This window comes from Flavobacterium hungaricum (genome assembly GCF_015182285.1).
Classification (GTDB): Bacteria; Bacteroidota; Bacteroidia; order Flavobacteriales; family Flavobacteriaceae; genus Flavobacterium; species Flavobacterium hungaricum.
The window spans coordinates 1,649,013-1,668,487 of the sequence record NZ_PRDM01000001.1; the positions used below are offsets into that span (position 1 = coordinate 1,649,013).

The window sequence follows — 19,475 nt, forward strand, 5'->3', positions numbered from 1 at the left end:
TTTAAATTTGAAATAATATGTCAGATCTAACCAATAACAATTCCGATAATAATACGCCAAAAGTAACGGGAATCGGCGGTATTTTCTTTTTTACAAATGATCCTAAAGAAACCAGAGATTGGTACGCTAAAAATTTAGGACTTGAAACCAACGATTGGGGTTCGACTTTTGAATCGAGAAAACTCGATAATCCCGATGAAATAGAATCACTGCAATGGAGTCCGTTCAAGAAAGACGATCAATACTTCTCGCCTTCAAAAAAAGAATTCATGATTAATTACCGTGTGCAAAATATTGAAGGTCTTGTAGAACAGTTAAAACAAAATGGCGTAACGGTTCTAGATGCTGTCGAAACGTACGACTACGGCAAATTCGTTCATATTTTGGACAATGACGGTAATAAAATTGAACTTTGGGAACCAATGTGAGGTTTTGGGTTATGAGTTATGGGTTAAGGGTTAAGAGTTATGGGTTAAGAGTTAAGAGTTAAGGGTTAAGGGTTAAGAGTTAAGAGTTAAGAGTTAAGAGTTATGGGTTATGGGTTAAGCAGGCCGTTTAACTTATAACTTCTACCTCCTAACTTTTAACTCCTAACTCCTAACTCCTAACTCCTAACTTCTAACTTCTAACCTTTAACTTCCAACTTTTCCCTAATTCCAGATTCCGTTCATTTCGGTCAAAATAATAGGCTTGCCTTCTGTAACCACAATCGTATGTTCGTGCTGCGCCATAAAGCCGCCTTTATTTCCAACCATTGTCCAGCCGTCTTGCAAAGTTTCTGCGTACGTAGAAGTTGTCGAAATAAACGTTTCTATAGCAACCACAGAATTTTTCTTAAATCGGGTTTGGTTAAATCGGTCTCTGTAGTTCGCGATTTCGTGCGGTGCTTCGTGCAGGCTTCTCCCTACTCCATGTCCCGTAAGATTTTTAATGACTTTGTAACCTCTTTTTTTAGCTTCGGTTTCCATTATAAAACCAATGTCCGAAATACGTACGCCGCCTTTTATGTTGTGAATCGCTTTATGCAGTATTTCTTTAGAAGCTTCAACTAGTTTTTGATGTTCGTTTACATCTTCTCCAATTACGAACGAACCGCCGTTATCAGACCAAAATCCGTTTAATTCTGCCGAAACATCGATATTGATCAAATCCCCTTCTTTAAGAATTCTCTTTTCAGACGGAATTCCGTGGCAAAATTCATTATCAACGCTAATGCAGGTCCATCCCGGAAAACCGTAGGTAAGATAGGGCGCCGATTTAGCTCCAAGATCATTCAGTATCTCCCCTCCGTAATCGTCTAGTTGTTTGGTTGAAATGCCTGGCTGCGCAAATTTTCTCATTTCTTTTAACGTAAAAGCTACGGCTTGACTTATTTCCTGCATTCCGATTAATTCGGATTCTGTTGTAATTGACATGATTTTTTATTTTTAAGCTAGTTGTAATTTTTTATTTTTTGGATATTAGATTCAATATCATGTGCTAAATTAATTGTTCTATCTTTTTTATCTGTTTTCATACTAAAATCTTTTTTTATAAGCTCCCAATCTTTTTCTGATATTTCTTTAATCATTGGTGTTATTTGGTAATATTTAGTTTGCTTATCTAATACATCCTCAAATGATATTTCAATAAAACATCTTACTTGAATAAAACAGTAATTTTCTAGTTCTTTTTGAATAATTTTTTCATTTTGAGAATAATATCCATTATCATATTCAGCTATAAGACCTTCATTCTGCCCAGAAAAATTACCGATTCCATTAATATATTCCATCAATGGAATCTCTTTTTCTTGTGTCTCATCTCTTTTTCTTATACTTAAGAATGAAAATTGCTGTTCCAATTCAAAATTTGAAATTTTACTGTTATGATTAAATATTTGCCACTTAGTTGTTACAGAGTCCTTTTGTGATATTGTGGTTCTAATTTCAATCTTCGGAGTATTTTCTAACTTCATAATTTCTGTTTGAATATTAGATATATTATTCGCTTGAACAGAAACATAAATACTAGCTAAGATTAAAACAGTTGCTGCGAAAGTTTCAAAGAAAATTTTATTTCGTTCTAATTTAGAACGTAGTTTTACAATTTTGTTTTTCATTTTTATTTATCTGCTAAATTTCTCTTCCAAAAAACTCAAATTATTGTCTGCTAAAGCTTTTAGAATTTCAGTTGTTTGGTTTTCATTTTGGTTCCAAAGTTCAGACATATAATTATGATCTAATTTTGAGCTTAATCCGAACCAGGTTTTCTTTGTTTTGGGTCTTTTGTAAAAAATATAAAACTCGTATTTGTCTGGTTTTCCGATGGCAGAAACCGTTATTCCATTTTTATTGGATAAATTTTCAAATTGAATAGAAGGAGAAAAATAAACCTCTTTTAAGCGTTCTGTTTCCTCTAGGTATTGTTTCCAAGGAAAAGTATCGAATATTGTCACTATTGCAGCGGCGTCAATTTTCCCTTGTTCGATAATTTTTGGGTTGGCGGGTTCGCAGATACTGTATCTAAAATTGCTCATTTTATATTTTTTTCTAATAGCTAAAATAACTTTTTTTTGACAGCGATCTAAAAAATACAAATTAAAATCAGAAAATCTTTGAGTAATAAAGCTTTTGATTTCTCAATTTTACTTATTTTTCAACCTCCAAAACAAAACAAATGGATTTAGAAAAAGTAAAGCAGATTATTGATGAGAAGCTAGGATCCGAATATGTTGTCTTTGAAACTGAAGACAGTGAAAAGTATACTTTTGCGTATTACAAACACCGAGATTATGGTCTTGAGGATGACAGAGGCAGACTGGTTGGCACTGGTCCGGTAGTTTTTGTAAAAGAGACCGGCGAGCATAAATTACTTAGTTCTGGAGATTGTATTTATGGCGATTATTTTGATTTTAGAGAAGAAGTCGAGGAAGAGCCATTTGTACTTCCTAGTTTAGAACAAATTAAAGAAAGCATTCTAAGACGTAATTTTGTTAATTCTGAAGATTTGTTTTTTCTGGAAGAAAATTGGAAACAACAATTTGAAGATCCTTCTATGGCATTGACAGGAAAGAAAGATATGGATTTTACAAATTTCTTGCTTGTAAAATCTAAGAATAGTTCTTTCTTAGATTTTATTAAAGAATATTGGCTTGGTTTAGATTTAGATTTTGAAATGCTTGACGACGAGCAGCTAATGCTGCGTCGAGTAAATCCGAAGCTTGAAGAGAACAATAATTAATCTTAGATTTTATTAATCAGCAATATAAACATCAAAATGTCAGAAACAAATCAATTTCAAGAAACGATTAAAAAAGCGTATAAAGCTTTTAACGAAAGAAACATCGACAACGCACTTTCGACTATGCAGGAAGACGTACAATGGTCTAAAGCTTGGGAAGGCGGTTATATTGTAGGTCACGAAGAAATTAGATCGTATTGGACGCGACAGTGGAGTGAAATAAATCCTAAAGTTGAGCCGGTTGGTTTTGATGAAAGAGAAAATGGAAGTCTGGAAGTAAAAGTCCACCAAAATGTAAAAGATCTGCAAGACGGTTTAATTTTTGACGGATTGGTAAAACATGTTTACACTTTTCAGGACGGTCTTATTAAAACGATGGATATTGAGTTGGTAGAAAACAATAATTAATTGTATAACAATGCATTATTTAGAATTACTAAAAGCTTTTAATAAAGATTACAGAATAAACTTTATTCAGATTTTAAAAGACAAAACGCTTTTAAATGTTTCTGAATTATCTCATGCATTTGATCTTTTATTAGACTCCAAAAAAGTAATTATAACCTTTAAAGATTATGATTTTGAAACTTTAAATGGAATAGTTGAAGAGCTTTTAAAATTAGAAATATCGTTTGGAGAATGCTCATTTCATGAAGAATTTGGTATTGAGCATGACGTTTCTTAAATCAGAATTTTAATTATTATAAAATGGAACCTAATTTAACAGAGCAGTACATAGCAGCTTTTAAATCAAGACTGGATATTTTAGATGAGTTTATGAATACAGGCGCTGCTGCGCATAAAATTCTTGAACTAGAAAATTTTATAGGCGCCAAACTGCCTGATTCGCACAGAGAGTTGCTGCAGCAATACGATGGTGAAAAACGCAGCATTGGTTTTATGGGCGGATTTGGTTTCTTAGGAATTGAAGAAATCAACAGTAACTGGACTTTTTTTAGAGATGCTCCGGAAATAGAAGCCGAAGGAATTAATCAGCCGGAAAAGATCACCAATACACTCTACTCTATCAATCGAATTCCGTTTGCGCATGATGGTTCGGGAAATTTTTTGAGTATTGATTTAATTCCCAATTCAGAAGGAACTTTAGGACAGATTTTGTATCTGCCTACAGGTGATCCTGAACCAATTGCGGTTATAGCGGATAGTTTTGATGATTTTTTAGTTTTAATAATAGAAAAATTGAAATCTGAAAAGCTAATATTAATAGACGAAAGAGACGATTGGGATGAGGAAGATTGGTTTAAGGCCGAAATTTATTTTGAAAAAAACTGGGCAAACGATTGGAGCGATATTGCAGCCGAGTAGAAAGGGAATTATACTCAACAGCAGTACTCCGCAGTATAAAAAATGTGTTCCATAGAAAGTAAAATTCTATAAAAATCAATGTTAAAAGCTGGTTTATACTAAAAGCAGCAGTGAAATTATCATTTTCTCATTTGCTAATAAACTGAAAAATAGTATTCTAAATTTTATACTAAAAAAATATTGCATTTTTTTCTAGAAAATGCTTGTAAATATAAAATCTAGCTGTATATTTGCACTCGCAACAACAAACGATAGCAACCTAGTAAAATAGGGCGATTAGCTCAGCTGGTTCAGAGCACCTCGTTTACACCGAGGGGGTCGGGGGTTCGAACCCCTCATCGCCCACCAAATTATAAAACTCCAAAGTCATTTGATTTTGGAGTTTTTTTTATTCAATAGTAAATAAAATTGGCTCAGCTGGTGCAGAGCATTCCGATTAGCATCGGAAGTGGTATGGGGTTCGAATCTTCCGAGGAACCGGAACAAGCTATCATCGCCCACCAATTTTTAACAAACCTTCAAAGTCATTGATTTTGAAGTTTTTTTTATTCAATAATAAATAAAGATTGGCTCAGCTGGTGCAGAGCATTCCGATTAGCATCGGAAGTGGTCTGGGGTTCGAACCTTCCGATGAATCGGAACAAGCTATCATCGCCCACCAAATTCTAAAAACTCCAAAGTCATTTGATTTTGGAGTTTTTTTTATTTATTCAATACTATAAAGATTGGCTCAGCTAGTACAGAGCATTCCGATTAGCATCGGAAGTGGTCGGGGGTTCGAACCTTCCGATGAACCGGAACAAGCTATTATCACCCACCAAATTATAAAACTCCAAAGTCATTTGATTTTGGAGTTTTTTTTATTCAATAGTAAATAAAAATTGGCTCAGCTGGTTCAGCGCATTCCGATTAGCATCGGAAGTGGTCTGGGGTTCGAACCTTCCGATGAATCGGAACAAGCTATCATCGCCCACCAAATTATAAAACTCTAAAGTCATTTGATTTTGGAGTTTTTTTTGCTTTATTCAATACTATAAAGATTGGAATCAATACGAAAACCTGTGGAGCAGCAAAAATTAAGCATAGATATTGGATCAACCACAAAACCTAAAGAATCAGGTAAAAAGATCAAATAATCTGAATAAAAAGAAATCTATCTTTCTTACTCCCCTGAATTTATTAAAATATGCTAAAATTATGAACTTCTTTAATTTGCGTTTTTATATTCATTTGGTGTCATTCCAGTTTTTTGTTTAAAGAGACGAGTAAAGTGTTGTTGGTATTTAAATCCCAGTTCATCTGCAATTTTACTTATTGATTTAAAAGGATCAAATATTTTAACCTTTGCTTCATCTATAAGTTTTGACTGAATATAGTCTAATGCAGTATTGCCGGTTTCTTTTTTTATTAAATCGCCAAAATAATTGGGCGATAAATGCAACTGTTCTGCGCACCATGTTACACTGGGTAATCCTATTTTTTTTGGTAAATCGGAATTAAAATAATCATTAAGCAAATCTTCAAAGCGAACTAAAATATTTCTGTTTGCATTGCTGCGGGTAATAAACTGGCGGTCATAATAGCGCATGCAATAATTTAGAAAAAGTTCAATATTTGAAACAATTAATGTTTTACTATGTTTGTCTATATTCAAATCAATTTCAGCAGCAATCTTCTCCAAACAATCATTTACTGTTGCTCTTTCTTTTTTTGATAAGTGAAGCGCTTCATTAACCTCATAAGAGAAAAAAGAGTATTCTTTTATATGTCTTCCAAGTGAAGTACCCGCAATTAAATCGGGATGAAATACAAGTGCTCTTCCGGCAGGTTTAATAATTTTTCCTGTGTTTTTAATTCCGTAAACTTGTCCAGGTGCAATAAAAATTAAGGTTCCATCTTCATAATCATATGGCTGGCATCCGTAACGCATATCCCCGCAGTTTATATATTTTAGAAAAACAGCATAAACGCCCATATATCTTCTGAAATATTGATAAGTTGACAGCTCATCAAAATTAACAACACTTACTAAAGGATGTAACGTATCAACTCCAACAGAGTCGTTGTATTGTTTAACAGTATCTATTCTTTCAACTTCTTCCATAATTAAAAAATTACTATACAAATTTAAAGAAACCAAATTACCTGACTCCACCTTATAAGTAAATCAGTAAAAGTGGTAAATAAATCCGTATTCTGTCTACACTTAAAGAGAAGTATACTGACGAAATTTGCATTATAGTTTATTGCAATCTGGTTAGAATATTTAAAAATACAAAAGTGAAATTTATGATAAAAGGAATACTGAAAAGACTAACTTTAATATCAATAATGATACTGACATCGTGTAACAACAAAATAATTCAACAAAAAATGAGTATAGAAAACACTTCATCGCTTTTTTCTAAAGGCGAAAAACTAACAAACGGATATTTTACAGGAGACGCATATTTACAATTATTACTAGCTAAGGATAAAAACAACAACTTCGTAATAGGAAGCGTAACATTTGAATCAGGAGCGAGAACAAATTGGCATACACACCCTAAAGGACAGGTTTTAATAGTTACTGAAGGATTGGGTTTGTATCAGGAAAGAGGAAAACCGGCACAATCAATCCAAAAAGGAGACCTAATCAATATACCAGAGAATGTAGAACATTGGCATGGTGCTTCCGCAACTTCAAAAATGGTTCATATTGCTATTACAAATTACGAAGGAGAAATAAATGCCGTTTGGTTAAGTCCAGTAACAGATTTAGAATATGCTGAGGCAAATTAATAATTCTCAAAAAAAGAGAGAAGCAAATAATTTCGGAAAACTTTTGCTTGTTATTCTTTTATTAAATATAAATATAATGATCGCACAAGATAAAAATACAAACAGCAACAATTTGAATGCCCATCAGCAAAGCATGGCTGGTATCGCCGCATTCTCTGCCGTAGGGAATATGCAGCAACTCAAAACAGAATTAAATACTGGTCTTGATTCTGGACTTACTATTAATGAGATTAAGGAAGCGTTAGTACAGCTTTATGCTTATTGCGGTTTTCCAAGAAGTCTTAATGCAATCAATGCTTTTATGGAAGTTTTGGAAAAGAGAAAAGCCGATGGAATTACCGATTTACAAGGCAGAGAAGCATCTCCCATAAAAGCCGTAAATGACCAATATCGTGTAGGAAAAGAAACGCTTCAAAAATTAACGGGACGAGAGGAAAAAGAGCCAAAAACAGGAGCTAATGCTTTTGCACCCGTAATCGATGTTTTTTTGAAAGAGCATTTATTTGCTGCTATTTTTAGTCGCGATGTGCTTAATTATCGTCAGCGTGAGTTTGTTACTATTTCCATATTAGCAGCCATGTCAGGTGTAGAACCTCAATTGCAGGCTCATATTTCAATGGGACTAAATACAGGAATTACAGAGAACCAAATTATTGAATTGAGCACTATTATTGAAAAGAAAATTGGAAAAGAGCAGGCAGAAATAGTTAAAAGTCTCCTGAAGAAAGTAATCCAAAACAATAAAAACAATTAATTAATTGACCTGATAAATGAAAAAGTCAATCCATAATTTTCACAGCATTTTTCCAAATAGTTTATTCCTGTATATAATATTAGGAACAATGTTTTTAACTCACAGCAATATGGCTGCTCAAAAAAAAGATATGCTGGTTCGTCTTTCGGAAATTGAAATTTATCCGGAATATTTATCTGAATATTTAGCAATATTAAAAGAAGAATCTTCAGCTTCAGTAAAATTAGAACCGGGTGTATTGGCAATATTTCCTATGTATCAAAAAAGTGAATCAACTCAAGTACGAATAATCGAAATATACAACGACCAAAATGCTTATCAATCGCATTTAAAAACACCTCATTTCCAAAAATATAAAACAACGACGATTAAAATGGTCAAATCATTAAAGCTGGTTGACATGAACGCAATAGATCCAGAATCAATGAAAATGTTGTTTAAGAAAATGATAGAATAAAAAATAATTTAGAAATACCGCCATTTACAGATGAGATAGCAGCTGTAGATACTGACAGCAATTACTTATTTTCCTTTATTTGAATAATTTCCTTTTTGATAGAATCATTCTGTTGTAGTGTGTCTCTTTCTTTATTAATAATTTCATTATCCTTAATAGTATCATTATCAATTGCAGCTGGTTCTTGATATGCGACTGCTTTTCCCATGCAGCTTGTTAAAGTAAAAAGAAAGCTTAATGAAAACAATGCAGCTTTTTTAATTGGTTTAATCCTAATTTTGCTGATTCGATCTCTTAAATTAGAATACTTGGCATTGTTTTGATTTTCTATTTGATTGATTTTAAAATGGCCGCAAATACTTTCTTTACCTGAATTCTTAATTAGATAATCGTGAATTTCAAGATTCTTCATTTTTGTAAAATCGATTACCGTTTTACTGCAAGAATCACAAAATCTGCCATTTTTATTTGGTGTCATTGAATTCCAATTTTGATTGCACGGTTCAGGTATCGTTATTTTATTTTCCATCTTATTCTAATTTTAATTTTATGAGGTTTGGTTTTCTTGGAGCGGATATTACAAATACAATACCAGTATAGATCAAACTTTTCAAATTACGAAAAAATTAATGTCCGTTATTGAATAGGATTTTTGAATTTTAATACGTCCGCATTTTCCTTGAAAAAATAATATACTGTTTTTAAAAAACTTACTCAATGTATTGCTATTTTTATGTACTATTGCTAAAGATTACAGCACGTTTAGCCGTTATAAAGATTTATAAACAGATTGCTACGCGCAGCTGTTTTTAAACACGAATCAAACAAAACGTTAAATAAAAAATAGAATTGCTTTGATAACTACTAAAATTAAAATACAAAATATTCTACCCGATAAAGATTTTACTTGTTTTGTAATCCCTGCTTTATTTAGTAAATCAGAATGTGAGCAATTATTAGATACCGAAATTAAAAACTCATTTCAAAAAGCAATTTCTAATTACCCTACGTATTACAGAAATAATGACAGGTTTGTAGTGGATAGCGATGTTTTGGCGACGCAGCTTTTTGACAAAGTAAAACCGTATCTGCCGGAAATCATCGAAATAAACTCAACTATTCAATCTGAAAATGGGGTTTGGCATTTGAAGGAGCTGAACAATAGAATTAGATTTTGCAAATATTCAGCTCATCAATATTTTCACAGACATCTTGATGGAATTCATTATCGTGACAACACGACTCAATCAAAGTTGACATTTATGATTTATTTGAATAATGCATCAGAATTTAAAGGTGGACGAACTTTGTTTTACAAAACAAAAGAAACAGAAGAAATCTGGGCTTCCTATGTTCCAAAACAAGGTGACCTAATAGTTTTTGACCATAATGTCTGGCACGAAGGAGAGGTTTTGACACAAGGCGAAAAGTTTGTTTTAAGAAGTGATATTCTCTATTCAAAAAAAGAAACAGAAAGCCGTAAAGAGCCATTTGATGGTCATTTGGGCTATATTTGGTCGCTGCTCAAAATTGACGACAATACAATTTTAAGCGGCGGCAGGGACAAAGAAATAAAGGCTTGGACAATTTCTGGAGAAGAAAAGCGATCTTTGAAAGGACATGATAATTCTATTTTGTGCCTTGAGAAAATAAGCGATGCCATTTTTATTTCGGGTTCAAGAGATCAGCAGCTAATAGTTTGGAAAGACTACAAAATTTTAAATAAAATAAAAATTCATTCGGCAATTGTGCTTTCAATATGCCGAATTGACGCCAATACATTTGCTTCAAGCAGTGGAGACAATACTATCAAAATATCTACTTTAGATGGAACTGTTTTAAAAACTTTTAAAGAGCATACCAATTGGGTTTGGAAAGTCATAAAACTGGAGGATACGATTATCGCATCCGGTTCAGAAGACGGCTCTATAAAAATTTGGGATTGTCAAACTGAAATATCCATCAATACATTTGACACAAATTACCCAGTTATCAGCCTTGCTTATAACAATGAAAAAAGACAATTAATCAGCGGGAATTTAAATGGTGAAATTTCTATCCGCACTTTGACAGCAGATTATCAACAGCAAAAAATACATACATTCAAGGCGCATGCTGCAATAATTAGAACCATTAAGTTAATAGACAACAGCTATATTATAACGGGCGGCGAAGATAACAAAGTGAAAATTTGGAGTTTAGATGGGCAATTGATTTCAGAGCTAGAACACCAAAACTTTGTGCAATCCATTGAAATCTTAGACAGCAAAACGATATTAAGTGCATCGTATGATGGAACAATTAAAACTTGGACAATTGGATAATTGAGCAAAAAACATTATCGTATACAAGGTTTTCTAAAATTTTCGTACCAATTCATAAGTTGCTTTTGAGATCTTCCCTGTTTGGACCTCTACAAAAAAATGATTTCCTTTTCCGCTTTTGTTTATAGCATCCCATTTGGTAAACTCCCAAAATAAGCTCCCCTCCTTTTTTACCAGATCAACTTCTAGATTTGGCATTTCGCAGTTATAAGTCTTAGCAATTTCTAAAGCTTTGAAATAAGTTACTTTCAGTTTTTATCATTATCATGAGATTTATTTAAAAAACGCATCAAAAGATTCTTTTTTTGATTTTTGATACTTTTCGATATACACGTCTAAGAAACCGCTTTCTTTTAAGAACTGCATTGGATCTTGTATATGGAGAATCTCTTCGATTGCTTTTTGCTTGTCTTTTTGTTTATTAAAAAAAGATTCAATTATTTTATAACCAATCCAATATCCCAAATCATTGGGCCTGTCATCTTTCTTTGAAGTTCCGTATAACCAATCTTGATAGTCCGGATTTTTTAATCTCGTTACAAATTCTGGACACAATTGCTCTTTGTTTTGCTCGCCGTATTGATACGAAAACTGATTTATTGATTCGCCCGAAACAAGTTCGCCTATAAAATCTGCACCACCTTCCAACAAACACCATTTTAAGAGCATGTCTTTTCCTAAAATATTTTGCTGGTAATGAATGAGTTCATGTGCAATTAATGGCGCAACGCCGTCCAGATTTTTAAGCATTTCGATTCCAATAATAATGCCGTCAGGAGAAGTTGTTCCTCCAGAATTAAATCTTCCGTAAACAAAATAAACAGGAGGAAATTTAGCCTTAGGATACCAATATTTCAAGGCGCTGTAAATTGCTCTTACCCTTTTTTCTTTAGACGAAATGCCGTCTAAAACATGCTTTGATGCTTCATAATCGGCCTTTCTTTTCTTAACTACAGCAAAAAGAGAATCAGCATTAATTATTCTGTTTTCGGTAAAGCCTTTAACGCCTGGAGAACCATTTTGCATGTATTCAACAAACGGATTTTGTTTTGATTTGTCCATTTTAGCAAATGCTTCCCAGAAATTTTTAGAATCTTTTGTTTCAAAAACCGCATTTGAGGGATTGTCCGAGAAATTATTTTGTGCAAAAAGAAAATTAGAAAAAATGATAAAAAGGGCTGTTGCAAGACTTAACTTCATAAGGACATTTTTTTTGATTGCGGCAGTTCTTAAAGCGAATATAAGAAATATTATTACTACAATTCTGGTTCATTTTACAGTACATATCTTCGTAAATTAACTAACCAAAATGCATTTATTATTTTCATTAATCGCAAGCACTTCCAATTTTGATATTTTTATGGTTGTTGGTCATGTTTTTATCTAAAATGTAGACTCTTTTGAATTTGCTAGAGCCGGATAACTGAACAAGCTTGTTATCGAAAATTTCAAATTTTGCTTTAATTTTTACAGTGCTGGCGGTAGCAAAATCATTCCATTTTCTCTTTGGCATTTTATGATAACAGCTTATTTCAATTTTACTGTCATCTATTATTTTATAAGTATACAGACTTTCACTATTAAGCCATGTAGTTATGTTTTCATTATTCATTTTGTCCTCCCCTTCCAGATAAGAATATTTCATAAAAGAAACCTGCACCGTATTATTTTCGTTTAGTTTTAGCAAATCTACAGTAATTTCATTTTTGTATCTTTTGTCTAAAGAAAAAAGGGTATCTCGGGAAATGTAAATTCCAGCAGTATTTATTTTATTTTTTTCTAATCCATACTTTTTATTTTTTGGATTATCAACAGAATTAAAAGCACTGCTCAAACTGAGAATAAGTAATAAACACGAAGAGAAAACTAGAATTTTTAGTTTTTTAATTTTAATAAATGGCACCATTATAACTTAATCGCATTATTTTACGTTCTACGAATATAACAAATATCCTTAACTATAAAATCTTGTAATGGGTTTTAAATGGTATCTCGGGAAATTAGTTTTAAACCTAATTTAAAATTTAATGAACTTATAAGGTTTAAGGGCTAAAATAATATTTTACTATATTTGGCCTGGATATTGTTAGGCTTTAAAATTCAAAATACAGAATCGTTTTATCTTGACTAATGTTTACTAAATCGTTTAATTTAAAGGATTGTATTCTAAATAATTGCAATTGTTTCAAATTATCAAACCCAATCTAAGAAATGAAAAAAAAACTGATACCCTTTTTATTTGTATTTACTTTTATAAATATGTTTGGGCAGACGCCGGACGCTTCAAAACCTACTAAAGCGAATACTTCTAATAAAGCCCTGCCGCCTAGTGAAATGGTTACTAATAAAGCGGTTAGTTCGCTAACAAAAGTGCCATTAGACAAAGAATCGATGCTGATTTACGATTATGACGGAACTCTTTTTTCATTTGATTTGGATGCAGAAAAGATCAATTGGACAGTAAAACCTTCAGACGCCACTACCGAAATGTGCGCCAATAAAGTAACATTACTTGATGGTGTTGTATACATTCCTTTTGTTAATGGTGAAATTTTTGCAGTAGACAATCAAAGCGGTGATATTTTTTGGAAAGCAAGATTAGGAAACACTACAGATCAAATTATTTTAAAAGATCAAACTCCGGTTATACATAACGGAAAGCTTTACATAACGGCTCAAAATCAAAACCAAAGCAGTAATTTGTATGCTCTTGATGTAAAAAACGGAAGTCTGGTTTGGAATTACAAATTCGATACTGCTGCCAACGACATTTCTCCTCTCTTTTTTGACAACAAAATTTTTACTCAAAGCGGCTCAACGATGTATAGTTTTGATGCTAATACCGGAACGGTTCTAAACCAAAAAAGTTTTGATACTGTGATGTCTGGAAAACCAGTGACAGATGGTGAAAGTATTTTTGTGGCGAATGAAAAAGAGGTTCTATTTGCCTTAAGCCCTGATAAATTGGATATTTTATGGCAGTTTAAATTAGATGAAAACCAATATAATGTAAAGGAGCGTATCTTTTGCAAAGACAAAAAAGTATATTTTGCTGCCCAAGGCTCTGAGGTTTCGTCTGTATACGCTCTTGATTCTAAAACCGGAATTAAATTGTGGAAAACAGATATTAAAGGAGATAATATCGAATACATCCAGCAAGAAGGAGAAAACCTTTGGAGTTATACTCGTAACGCAAAAATGTTTGAATTGGACTTATCCAATGGTGAAATTGCATTTGAACTAAAATTAACTACTTTGCCGGTTTCAAATATTGAGTTTCCTGATAATGATAACTTACTTTATTATTATTGCGATGCCGGATTGATTGAATTTGATCTCACAGAAAAAGACGAAAACGTATACTATATGAGAACTTCTTTAAAAGACAATATTTATAGTGCGTATCTTAAAATAATTCGATAATAAAAAAGCTGTCTTAATTAGACAGCTTTTTTTATATTTTTAATTTAAAGAATTAATCTGTGGTATTCTAAAAACTATTATCCATTTCAATAAAAGAACTAGAACCTTTGTAATATTTTGAGACTTCAACAAGATCTAACAGTTTTGATAATCTTTCTATTTTCTTATCATTAAAGAATATCTTTTTGATTACAAAGTCATGCCCTAAAATTGTTATTTCTTTTTTATCTTTTAATGCTATTTTTTGTGAAGATTTTCGGTCGTAATTATAAAGCTCTATTTCGTCGGTTTCATTATCAATGGTATCATAAGTATCCACTTTATAATTTTCGTTATCAGCTGCAAATCGGTGCATTGTAGCACTCCTATTTTCATATTCTAAAGTGTAAAAATAGCTTTTGTCGGCAGAGTTTTCATAATAATAAATCAGTTTATTACAAAAATCAATTATCGTTTCTAACAACAGACTAACTTTTGGAAATAGCCGAAGCAGCGAATCATCACAATTTAATTTTAATGTTTGAAAAGTATAAATTGTTGTTTTGTCTAAGTCTATTTCTTCTAAGTTTTCATAGAAATCGTCGATTATATTACCTCGAACTAGCTGTTCTAAATCAACAGAAAATTTATAATATCCATCTTGTTCATTAAAATAATAATCTTCATCCTCTTTAAGATTAGAAAATCTTGAAAAGGGTTCTTTATCTTGTAAATCTGATTTATAAATAAGGGTCGAAAAATTCATATTGGTATATTAAAGTAAGGCAGCATTTAATTTTAGTTATTTTGAGTTGGATATTTCCCTAAAGCAGAAACTCCTGTTTCTGAAAACTTCAAAATTTCTGTCGTTACCGGATAACCCGAATTTAGATACTCCTCTACAACAACTTTCCCTATTCTGGCTGCGAAAAAGTCAAAATCGTTTTCAGAAAAAATATAACAAAAATCACGCACAGGGATTACCGCATGAAAAGGAAAACCAAAATCAGATTCTAACTTTTGCTTCATTTTTGGAGCAAATAAAAGAGCTGCTTTTAAAGATGTTCGATCAACTTCAATCATTCCTAATTTTCTATTTTCTATAAAATCAAAACTTACTTTTGTTTTGTCTAATAATAGATCCGCATTCAAGTTGGCTTGTTTTATCAAATCCTGTTCGGTAATTCCCCAGGTTTTTAAATCGTCTTTAGAAATCCATGACAATCTTTCGTTTTCGCTTACAACATAAACTTTAGAAAATTCAGGCGTAACTTCTTCATAAATGAAATTTTCGAAATCAAAATCATTAGGAAACAATTCGATATAAACATTGTCTTTTGCATTTTCCCAATCTGGGAGATCATAAGAATATGAAATGATCGTTTTAACTAAATCTGTAATATGACTTTCATCAGAATCTCGTTCGTAATTTAGTCTGACATTATCTAAACTTATTTTTAAATCATTTCCATCAATATTTATATGAATAAAGTCTTCTGAATCTATATAATTGATTTCAATATTGTTCTTTTCAAGTTCAATTTTGAATTTTTCAAATACAAAATCATTGTTTCCATTATCTTTAGAATTTTGCGGCATAAAGTAAATTTACTGTTAGTGTTGTTTTTTAGACTTTCGTTTTTCTAGCGGTGATTTAGAACAAATTTTGGACACTGCTATTTATTGTCCTGAATAATTTCGTTTAAAATTCTGTATTTTTTTAGAAGAAATAGCCAGCGAATAAGAGTACAATTACAATCAGGATTCTTTTTTCATATAGAAAATATTAAGAGTGAGATTAAAGATTATGAAAAATAAGTTAAAGCTAATTTAGAAAAAATAAGAAAAGAAACATAAAATCTATTGGTTATGTAATGCCTTTTTAAAAAAATATTTTATAAAATTTAGTTAAAAATCAATTTTCCAAAAACCTAATCCTAAATATTCCTTTGTAGTAACTCTGCATAGTCATACATTTGCATACCTTAATTTAAATACACCAATGGCACGATTTAAAGAAAATGATTTACCAAAATCAAAAATAACTGCTACTTCTCTTAATAAAGCAAAAATAATATTCAAATACGCCGGACAGCACCAATGGAAATTTTTTGTTGGTTTATTTTTTCTGCTTCTAACAGGCGCCACTGCCCTCGCATTTCCTAAATTAATGGGAATGCTTGTAGACTGCGTTAAAAACAAAGACAATGGCGAAGCCAATCAAATTGCGTTAGGATTAATTGTAATTCTGTTTTTACAATCTTTCTTTTCCTTTTTCAGACTTTCATTATTTGTCAATTTTACCGAAAATACATTGGCCAATCTTCGATTGTCTTTGTACACCAATCTGGTAAAACTGCCAATGACATTCTTTTCGCAAAAAAGAGTCGGCGAACTAAACAGCAGAATCAGCGCCGATATTACGCAGATTCAGGATACTTTAACCAGTACAATTGCAGAATTTTTACGTCAGTTTATTTTAATCATTGGCGGAATTATTCTTTTGGCAACCGAAAGTTTTAAGTTGACTTTGTTAATGCTTGCTGTTGTACCGCTTGTAGCTGTTGCAGCAGTAATTTTTGGAAGATTCATTAGAAAATATTCCAAACAAGTTCAGGATCAGGTTGCCGAAAGTCAGGTAATTGTTGAGGAAACCATGCAGGGAATCAGCATTGTAAAAGCATTTGCCAACGAATGGTACGAGATTGCCCGCTACAAAGGAAAAATCAGCGAAGTAGTAAAATTGGCAATTAAAGGCGGAAAATACCGTGGTTACTTTGCTTCTTTTATTATTTTCTGTTTATTTGGGGCTATTGTTGCCGTTGTTTGGTACGGTGTTCGTTTAAGTATTGCTGGTGAAATGAGTGTTGGACAATTAATTTCGTTCGTATTGTATTCAACATTTGTTGGGGCTTCTTTTGGAGGTATTGCCGAATTGTACGCACAAATTCAGAAAGCTATCGGGGCAACCGAAAGAGTTTTTGAGCTTTTAGACGAAAGTCCTGAGAAAATAAATGAAGAAACAAAAGGTGCTCACGAAAAAATAAAAGGAAATGTGACGTTTAAAAATGTTGCGTTCAGTTATCCAACACGTCAGGAAGTTCAGGTTTTAAAAGATGTCAACTTCACAGCAGAATTTGGACAAAAGATTGCGATTGTTGGGCCAAGCGGTGCCGGAAAATCGACAATTTCTTCGTTACTCCTTCGTTTTTACGATATCAATTCTGGTGAAATTACTGTTGACGGAAAAAATATTTACGATTATAACCTAGAAAATCTTCGCGGTAATATGAGTATTGTGCCTCAGGATGTCATCTTATTTGGAGGAACCATCAAAGAAAACATTGCTTACGGAAAACCAGACGCTTCTGACGAAGAGATTATTCTGGCTGCGAAACAGGCCAACGCTTTTAATTTTGTAGACGGATTTCCAGAGAAATTTGAAACTGTAGTTGGAGAACGCGGGGTAAAATTATCTGGCGGACAGCGCCAGCGTATCGCGATTGCGAGAGCTTTACTGAAAAACCCAAGCATTTTGATTCTGGATGAAGCAACATCATCTTTAGACAGTGAAAGCGAAAAACTGGTTCAAGAAGCCTTAGAAGTATTAATGGAAGGAAGAACAAGCATCATTATCGCTCATAGACTTTCAACGATTAGAAATGCCGATAAAATCCTGGTTTTAGACAACGGAAAAATCACAGAAGAAGGCACGCATCAGGAATTGATTAATTTAGAAAACGGAATTTATAAAAATCTAAGCAATTTACAGTTTAGTAACTCTTAGTAAATTCCATTTTTTTAATTGCTTCGCCTGTTCGCTATCGCTCGGGTCCAAATTCCAATAAAAAAGTCCAATTGCAAAGCAATTGGACTTTTTTATATACAAAATCTAAAATCTTATTTTCCTTTTCTTCTTTTGCGTTCTGCTTTAATCATCGATAACTCACGGCTTGTCTGCCCCGCAACCGAAGTATTCTCTTCTGCACGACGAATCAAGTAAGGCATAACATCTTTTACCGGTCCAAACGGAAGATATTTTGCTACGTTATATCCATTTTCTGCTAAGTTGTAACTAATATTATCGCTCATTCCGTACAATTGCCCAAACCAGATTCTAGAATCATTTTTAGCGATTCCTTTGGCAGCCATCATTTCCATCAATTTATAAGAGCTCAATTCATTATGAGTTCCGGCAAAAATGGCCATTTTCTCAATATGATCTACCATATAATGTACAGCACTATCATAGTTTTCGTCTGTAGCCTCTTTAGAAACACAGATTGGCGAAACATGTCCTTTTTCTTCAGCACGTTTGTTCTCTTTCTCCATGTACGCACCGCGAACCAATTTCATTCCGATGTAAAAACCTTCGTTTTTAGCCGTTTCATGAAGTTTTTTTAGATAGTCCAGACGATCCCAGCGGTACATTTGTAATGTATTAAAAACAATCGCTTTTTCCTTATTGTATTTGCGCATCATTTCTGTTACCAAATCATCTGCTGCATCCTGCATCCAGCTTTCTTCAGCATCAATTAATAAAGCCACATCTTTATTATGTGCTTCGCTGCAGATTTTGTCAAAACGACTCACAATGCGGTCCCATTCTGCTTGTTCTGCAGGAGTCAAAATTTGTTTTTCTCCTAATTTCTCGTATAATTCTAAACGACCTAATCCAGTTGGTTTAAAAACTGCAAACGGAATTGCCAAACGCTCTTTAGCAAAATTAACTGTTCTTAAAGTCATTTCAAGAGCAGCATCAAACTGTTCTTCTTCTTCTTTTCCTTCAACAGAATAATCTAATACAGAAGAAACACCTTTTGTAAACATTTTATCAACCACCGTAAGACAGTCATTTTCGTTTACACCGCCGCAGAAATGATCAAAAACAGTGGCACGAATCAGCCCTTCAACCGGCAGGTGCGCCTTAATAGCAAAGTTAGTTACAGCCGTTCCAATTCTTACAAGAGGCTCGCTGTCAATCATTTTAAAAAGAAAGTATGCTCTATCCAGTTCTGTATCACTCTTCAGCGAAAATGCTACCTGAGTATTATCAAATATTTTTTCCATTAAGTCTAAATTTTTATGCAAAGATATAGAGTGTTTTGAATATTATTCACTAAAATATATCCTATTTTTTAATATCTTTAATAAGAATATGAAAAATGTCAAATTATCCAGTAAATAGTTAGTGTTTGGTTTTTCAATT

General features: G+C 32.6%; 22 protein-coding genes and 1 tRNA gene. 12 read left to right on the forward strand and 11 right to left on the reverse strand.

Features of this window, described 5'->3' with window-relative positions; translation table 11 throughout:
• The first annotated feature begins 17 nt into the window (after positions 1–17).
• Positions 18–428: a VOC family protein gene (locus C4F50_RS07030; protein WP_193845697.1), complete on the forward strand. Its 411-nt coding sequence runs from the start codon at positions 18–20 to the stop codon at positions 426–428.
• Between the two features lie 222 nt (positions 429–650).
• On the opposite strand, the gene map is transcribed toward C4F50_RS07030, so the two are convergent.
• From map to C4F50_RS07045, 3 genes are read right to left on the reverse strand one after another with little or no spacing between them, the layout of a single operon-like run.
• Positions 651–1,415 carry a type I methionyl aminopeptidase gene (gene map / locus C4F50_RS07035; RefSeq protein ID WP_193845698.1) on the reverse strand — a complete coding sequence of 255 codons (765 nt, stop codon included), beginning with the start codon at positions 1,413–1,415 and terminating at the stop codon, positions 651–653.
• A 17-nt stretch (positions 1,416–1,432) separates the two neighbouring features.
• Positions 1,433–2,101, reverse strand: a complete 669-nt coding sequence (locus C4F50_RS07040; RefSeq protein ID WP_193845699.1) for a hypothetical protein — start codon at positions 2,099–2,101, stop codon at positions 1,433–1,435.
• A gap of 6 nt (positions 2,102–2,107) precedes the next feature.
• Positions 2,108–2,518 carry a hypothetical protein gene (locus C4F50_RS07045; protein ID WP_193845700.1) on the reverse strand — a complete coding sequence of 137 codons (411 nt, stop codon included), beginning with the start codon at positions 2,516–2,518 and terminating at the stop codon, positions 2,108–2,110.
• A 140-nt stretch (positions 2,519–2,658) separates the two neighbouring features.
• Here C4F50_RS07045 and C4F50_RS07050 point away from each other — a divergent pair, with 140 nt between their 5' ends.
• From C4F50_RS07050 to C4F50_RS07070, 5 genes are all read left to right on the forward strand, one after another.
• On the forward strand, positions 2,659–3,222 hold the full coding sequence (locus tag C4F50_RS07050) for a hypothetical protein (protein ID WP_193845701.1): 564 nt from the start codon (positions 2,659–2,661) through the stop codon (positions 3,220–3,222).
• A 36-nt stretch (positions 3,223–3,258) separates the two neighbouring features.
• Positions 3,259–3,630, forward strand: coding sequence for a nuclear transport factor 2 family protein (locus C4F50_RS07055; protein WP_193845702.1), 372 nt, complete (start codon positions 3,259–3,261; stop codon positions 3,628–3,630).
• Between the two features lie 10 nt (positions 3,631–3,640).
• Positions 3,641–3,907 carry a hypothetical protein gene (locus C4F50_RS07060; RefSeq protein ID WP_193845703.1) on the forward strand — a complete coding sequence of 89 codons (267 nt, stop codon included), beginning with the start codon at positions 3,641–3,643 and terminating at the stop codon, positions 3,905–3,907.
• 23 nt (positions 3,908–3,930) lie between these two features.
• Complete coding sequence (locus C4F50_RS07065; RefSeq protein WP_193845704.1) at positions 3,931–4,548, forward strand: SMI1/KNR4 family protein; 618 nt, start codon at positions 3,931–3,933, stop codon at positions 4,546–4,548.
• A gap of 270 nt (positions 4,549–4,818) precedes the next feature.
• Positions 4,819–4,896, forward strand: a tRNA-Val gene (locus C4F50_RS07070).
• Between the two features lie 859 nt (positions 4,897–5,755).
• Here the strand turns inward: C4F50_RS07070 and C4F50_RS07075 are convergent.
• The gene (locus C4F50_RS07075) at positions 5,756–6,652 is read right to left on the reverse strand and encodes a helix-turn-helix domain-containing protein (RefSeq protein WP_193845705.1); all 897 of its coding nucleotides are present in this window, start codon (positions 6,650–6,652) and stop codon (positions 5,756–5,758) included.
• 269 nt (positions 6,653–6,921) lie between these two features.
• Here C4F50_RS07075 and C4F50_RS07080 point away from each other — a divergent pair, with 269 nt between their 5' ends.
• From C4F50_RS07080 to C4F50_RS07090, 3 genes are all read left to right on the forward strand, one after another.
• Positions 6,922–7,329: a (R)-mandelonitrile lyase gene (locus C4F50_RS07080; protein ID WP_193845706.1), complete on the forward strand. Its 408-nt coding sequence runs from the start codon at positions 6,922–6,924 to the stop codon at positions 7,327–7,329.
• A gap of 76 nt (positions 7,330–7,405) precedes the next feature.
• Positions 7,406–8,083, forward strand: coding sequence for a carboxymuconolactone decarboxylase family protein (locus tag C4F50_RS07085; RefSeq protein WP_228011974.1), 678 nt, complete (start codon positions 7,406–7,408; stop codon positions 8,081–8,083).
• Between the two features lie 109 nt (positions 8,084–8,192).
• Complete coding sequence (locus C4F50_RS07090) at positions 8,193–8,540, forward strand: putative quinol monooxygenase (RefSeq protein WP_228011975.1); 348 nt, start codon at positions 8,193–8,195, stop codon at positions 8,538–8,540.
• A 61-nt stretch (positions 8,541–8,601) separates the two neighbouring features.
• Here C4F50_RS07090 and C4F50_RS07095 read toward each other — a convergent pair whose 3' ends face one another.
• Entirely contained in the window at positions 8,602–9,069 is a 468-nt protein-coding gene (locus tag C4F50_RS07095; protein ID WP_193845708.1) for a hypothetical protein, read from the reverse strand.
• A 325-nt stretch (positions 9,070–9,394) separates the two neighbouring features.
• Between C4F50_RS07095 and C4F50_RS07100 the strand changes: the two genes are divergently transcribed.
• Positions 9,395–10,864, forward strand: coding sequence for a 2OG-Fe(II) oxygenase (locus C4F50_RS07100; protein WP_193845709.1), 1,470 nt, complete (start codon positions 9,395–9,397; stop codon positions 10,862–10,864).
• A 33-nt stretch (positions 10,865–10,897) separates the two neighbouring features.
• Here C4F50_RS07100 and C4F50_RS07105 read toward each other — a convergent pair whose 3' ends face one another.
• The 3 genes from C4F50_RS07105 to C4F50_RS07115 all read right to left on the reverse strand — a co-directional run bounded on the left by C4F50_RS07105 (position 10,898) and on the right by C4F50_RS07115 (position 12,698).
• Positions 10,898–11,062, reverse strand: coding sequence for a hypothetical protein (locus C4F50_RS07105; protein WP_193845710.1), 165 nt, complete (start codon positions 11,060–11,062; stop codon positions 10,898–10,900).
• A 75-nt stretch (positions 11,063–11,137) separates the two neighbouring features.
• Positions 11,138–12,064: a DUF2268 domain-containing putative Zn-dependent protease gene (locus C4F50_RS07110; protein WP_193845711.1), complete on the reverse strand. Its 927-nt coding sequence runs from the start codon at positions 12,062–12,064 to the stop codon at positions 11,138–11,140.
• Positions 12,065–12,191: 127 nt separating this feature from the next.
• Complete coding sequence (locus C4F50_RS07115) at positions 12,192–12,698, reverse strand: hypothetical protein (protein WP_193845712.1); 507 nt, start codon at positions 12,696–12,698, stop codon at positions 12,192–12,194.
• A gap of 377 nt (positions 12,699–13,075) precedes the next feature.
• Between C4F50_RS07115 and C4F50_RS07120 the strand changes: the two genes are divergently transcribed.
• The gene (locus tag C4F50_RS07120) at positions 13,076–14,287 is read left to right on the forward strand and encodes an outer membrane protein assembly factor BamB family protein (protein WP_193845713.1); all 1,212 of its coding nucleotides are present in this window, start codon (positions 13,076–13,078) and stop codon (positions 14,285–14,287) included.
• Between the two features lie 67 nt (positions 14,288–14,354).
• On the opposite strand, the gene C4F50_RS07125 is transcribed toward C4F50_RS07120, so the two are convergent.
• Complete coding sequence (locus C4F50_RS07125; protein WP_193845714.1) at positions 14,355–15,032, reverse strand: hypothetical protein; 678 nt, start codon at positions 15,030–15,032, stop codon at positions 14,355–14,357.
• Between the two features lie 32 nt (positions 15,033–15,064).
• The gene (locus C4F50_RS07130) at positions 15,065–15,865 is read right to left on the reverse strand and encodes a DUF1444 domain-containing protein (RefSeq protein WP_193845715.1); all 801 of its coding nucleotides are present in this window, start codon (positions 15,863–15,865) and stop codon (positions 15,065–15,067) included.
• 403 nt (positions 15,866–16,268) lie between these two features.
• Here C4F50_RS07130 and C4F50_RS07135 point away from each other — a divergent pair, with 403 nt between their 5' ends.
• Positions 16,269–18,053, forward strand: coding sequence for an ABC transporter ATP-binding protein (locus C4F50_RS07135; RefSeq protein ID WP_193845716.1), 1,785 nt, complete (start codon positions 16,269–16,271; stop codon positions 18,051–18,053).
• 113 nt (positions 18,054–18,166) lie between these two features.
• Here the strand turns inward: C4F50_RS07135 and C4F50_RS07140 are convergent, their stop codons facing one another.
• Positions 18,167–19,336: a proline dehydrogenase family protein gene (locus tag C4F50_RS07140; RefSeq protein ID WP_193845717.1), complete on the reverse strand. Its 1,170-nt coding sequence runs from the start codon at positions 19,334–19,336 to the stop codon at positions 18,167–18,169.
• Between the last annotated feature and the right edge of the window lie 139 nt (positions 19,337–19,475).

Bases quoted from the DNA above. Each gene is read 5' to 3' on its own strand.
- C4F50_RS07030 (WP_193845697.1), top strand. From the start codon at position 18: ATGTCAGATCTAACCAATAACAATTCCGATAATAATACGCCAAAAGTA.
- map (WP_193845698.1), bottom strand. From the start codon at position 1,415: ATGTCAATTACAACAGAATCCGAATTAATCGGAATGCAGGAAATAAGT.
- C4F50_RS07040 (WP_193845699.1), bottom strand. From the start codon at position 2,101: ATGAAAAACAAAATTGTAAAACTACGTTCTAAATTAGAACGAAATAAA.
- C4F50_RS07045 (WP_193845700.1), bottom strand. From the start codon at position 2,518: ATGAGCAATTTTAGATACAGTATCTGCGAACCCGCCAACCCAAAAATT.
- C4F50_RS07050 (WP_193845701.1), top strand. From the start codon at position 2,659: ATGGATTTAGAAAAAGTAAAGCAGATTATTGATGAGAAGCTAGGATCC.
- C4F50_RS07055 (WP_193845702.1), top strand. From the start codon at position 3,259: ATGTCAGAAACAAATCAATTTCAAGAAACGATTAAAAAAGCGTATAAA.
- C4F50_RS07060 (WP_193845703.1), top strand. From the start codon at position 3,641: ATGCATTATTTAGAATTACTAAAAGCTTTTAATAAAGATTACAGAATA.
- C4F50_RS07065 (WP_193845704.1), top strand. From the start codon at position 3,931: ATGGAACCTAATTTAACAGAGCAGTACATAGCAGCTTTTAAATCAAGA.
- C4F50_RS07075 (WP_193845705.1), bottom strand. From the start codon at position 6,652: ATGGAAGAAGTTGAAAGAATAGATACTGTTAAACAATACAACGACTCT.
- C4F50_RS07080 (WP_193845706.1), top strand. From the start codon at position 6,922: ATGAGTATAGAAAACACTTCATCGCTTTTTTCTAAAGGCGAAAAACTA.
- C4F50_RS07085 (WP_228011974.1), top strand. From the start codon at position 7,406: ATGATCGCACAAGATAAAAATACAAACAGCAACAATTTGAATGCCCAT.
- C4F50_RS07090 (WP_228011975.1), top strand. From the start codon at position 8,193: ATGGCTGCTCAAAAAAAAGATATGCTGGTTCGTCTTTCGGAAATTGAA.
- C4F50_RS07095 (WP_193845708.1), bottom strand. From the start codon at position 9,069: ATGGAAAATAAAATAACGATACCTGAACCGTGCAATCAAAATTGGAAT.
- C4F50_RS07105 (WP_193845710.1), bottom strand. From the start codon at position 11,062: ATGCCAAATCTAGAAGTTGATCTGGTAAAAAAGGAGGGGAGCTTATTT.
- C4F50_RS07110 (WP_193845711.1), bottom strand. From the start codon at position 12,064: ATGAAGTTAAGTCTTGCAACAGCCCTTTTTATCATTTTTTCTAATTTT.
- C4F50_RS07120 (WP_193845713.1), top strand. From the start codon at position 13,076: ATGAAAAAAAAACTGATACCCTTTTTATTTGTATTTACTTTTATAAAT.
- C4F50_RS07125 (WP_193845714.1), bottom strand. From the start codon at position 15,032: ATGAATTTTTCGACCCTTATTTATAAATCAGATTTACAAGATAAAGAA.
- C4F50_RS07130 (WP_193845715.1), bottom strand. From the start codon at position 15,865: ATGCCGCAAAATTCTAAAGATAATGGAAACAATGATTTTGTATTTGAA.
- C4F50_RS07135 (WP_193845716.1), top strand. From the start codon at position 16,269: ATGGCACGATTTAAAGAAAATGATTTACCAAAATCAAAAATAACTGCT.
- C4F50_RS07140 (WP_193845717.1), bottom strand. From the start codon at position 19,336: ATGGAAAAAATATTTGATAATACTCAGGTAGCATTTTCGCTGAAGAGT.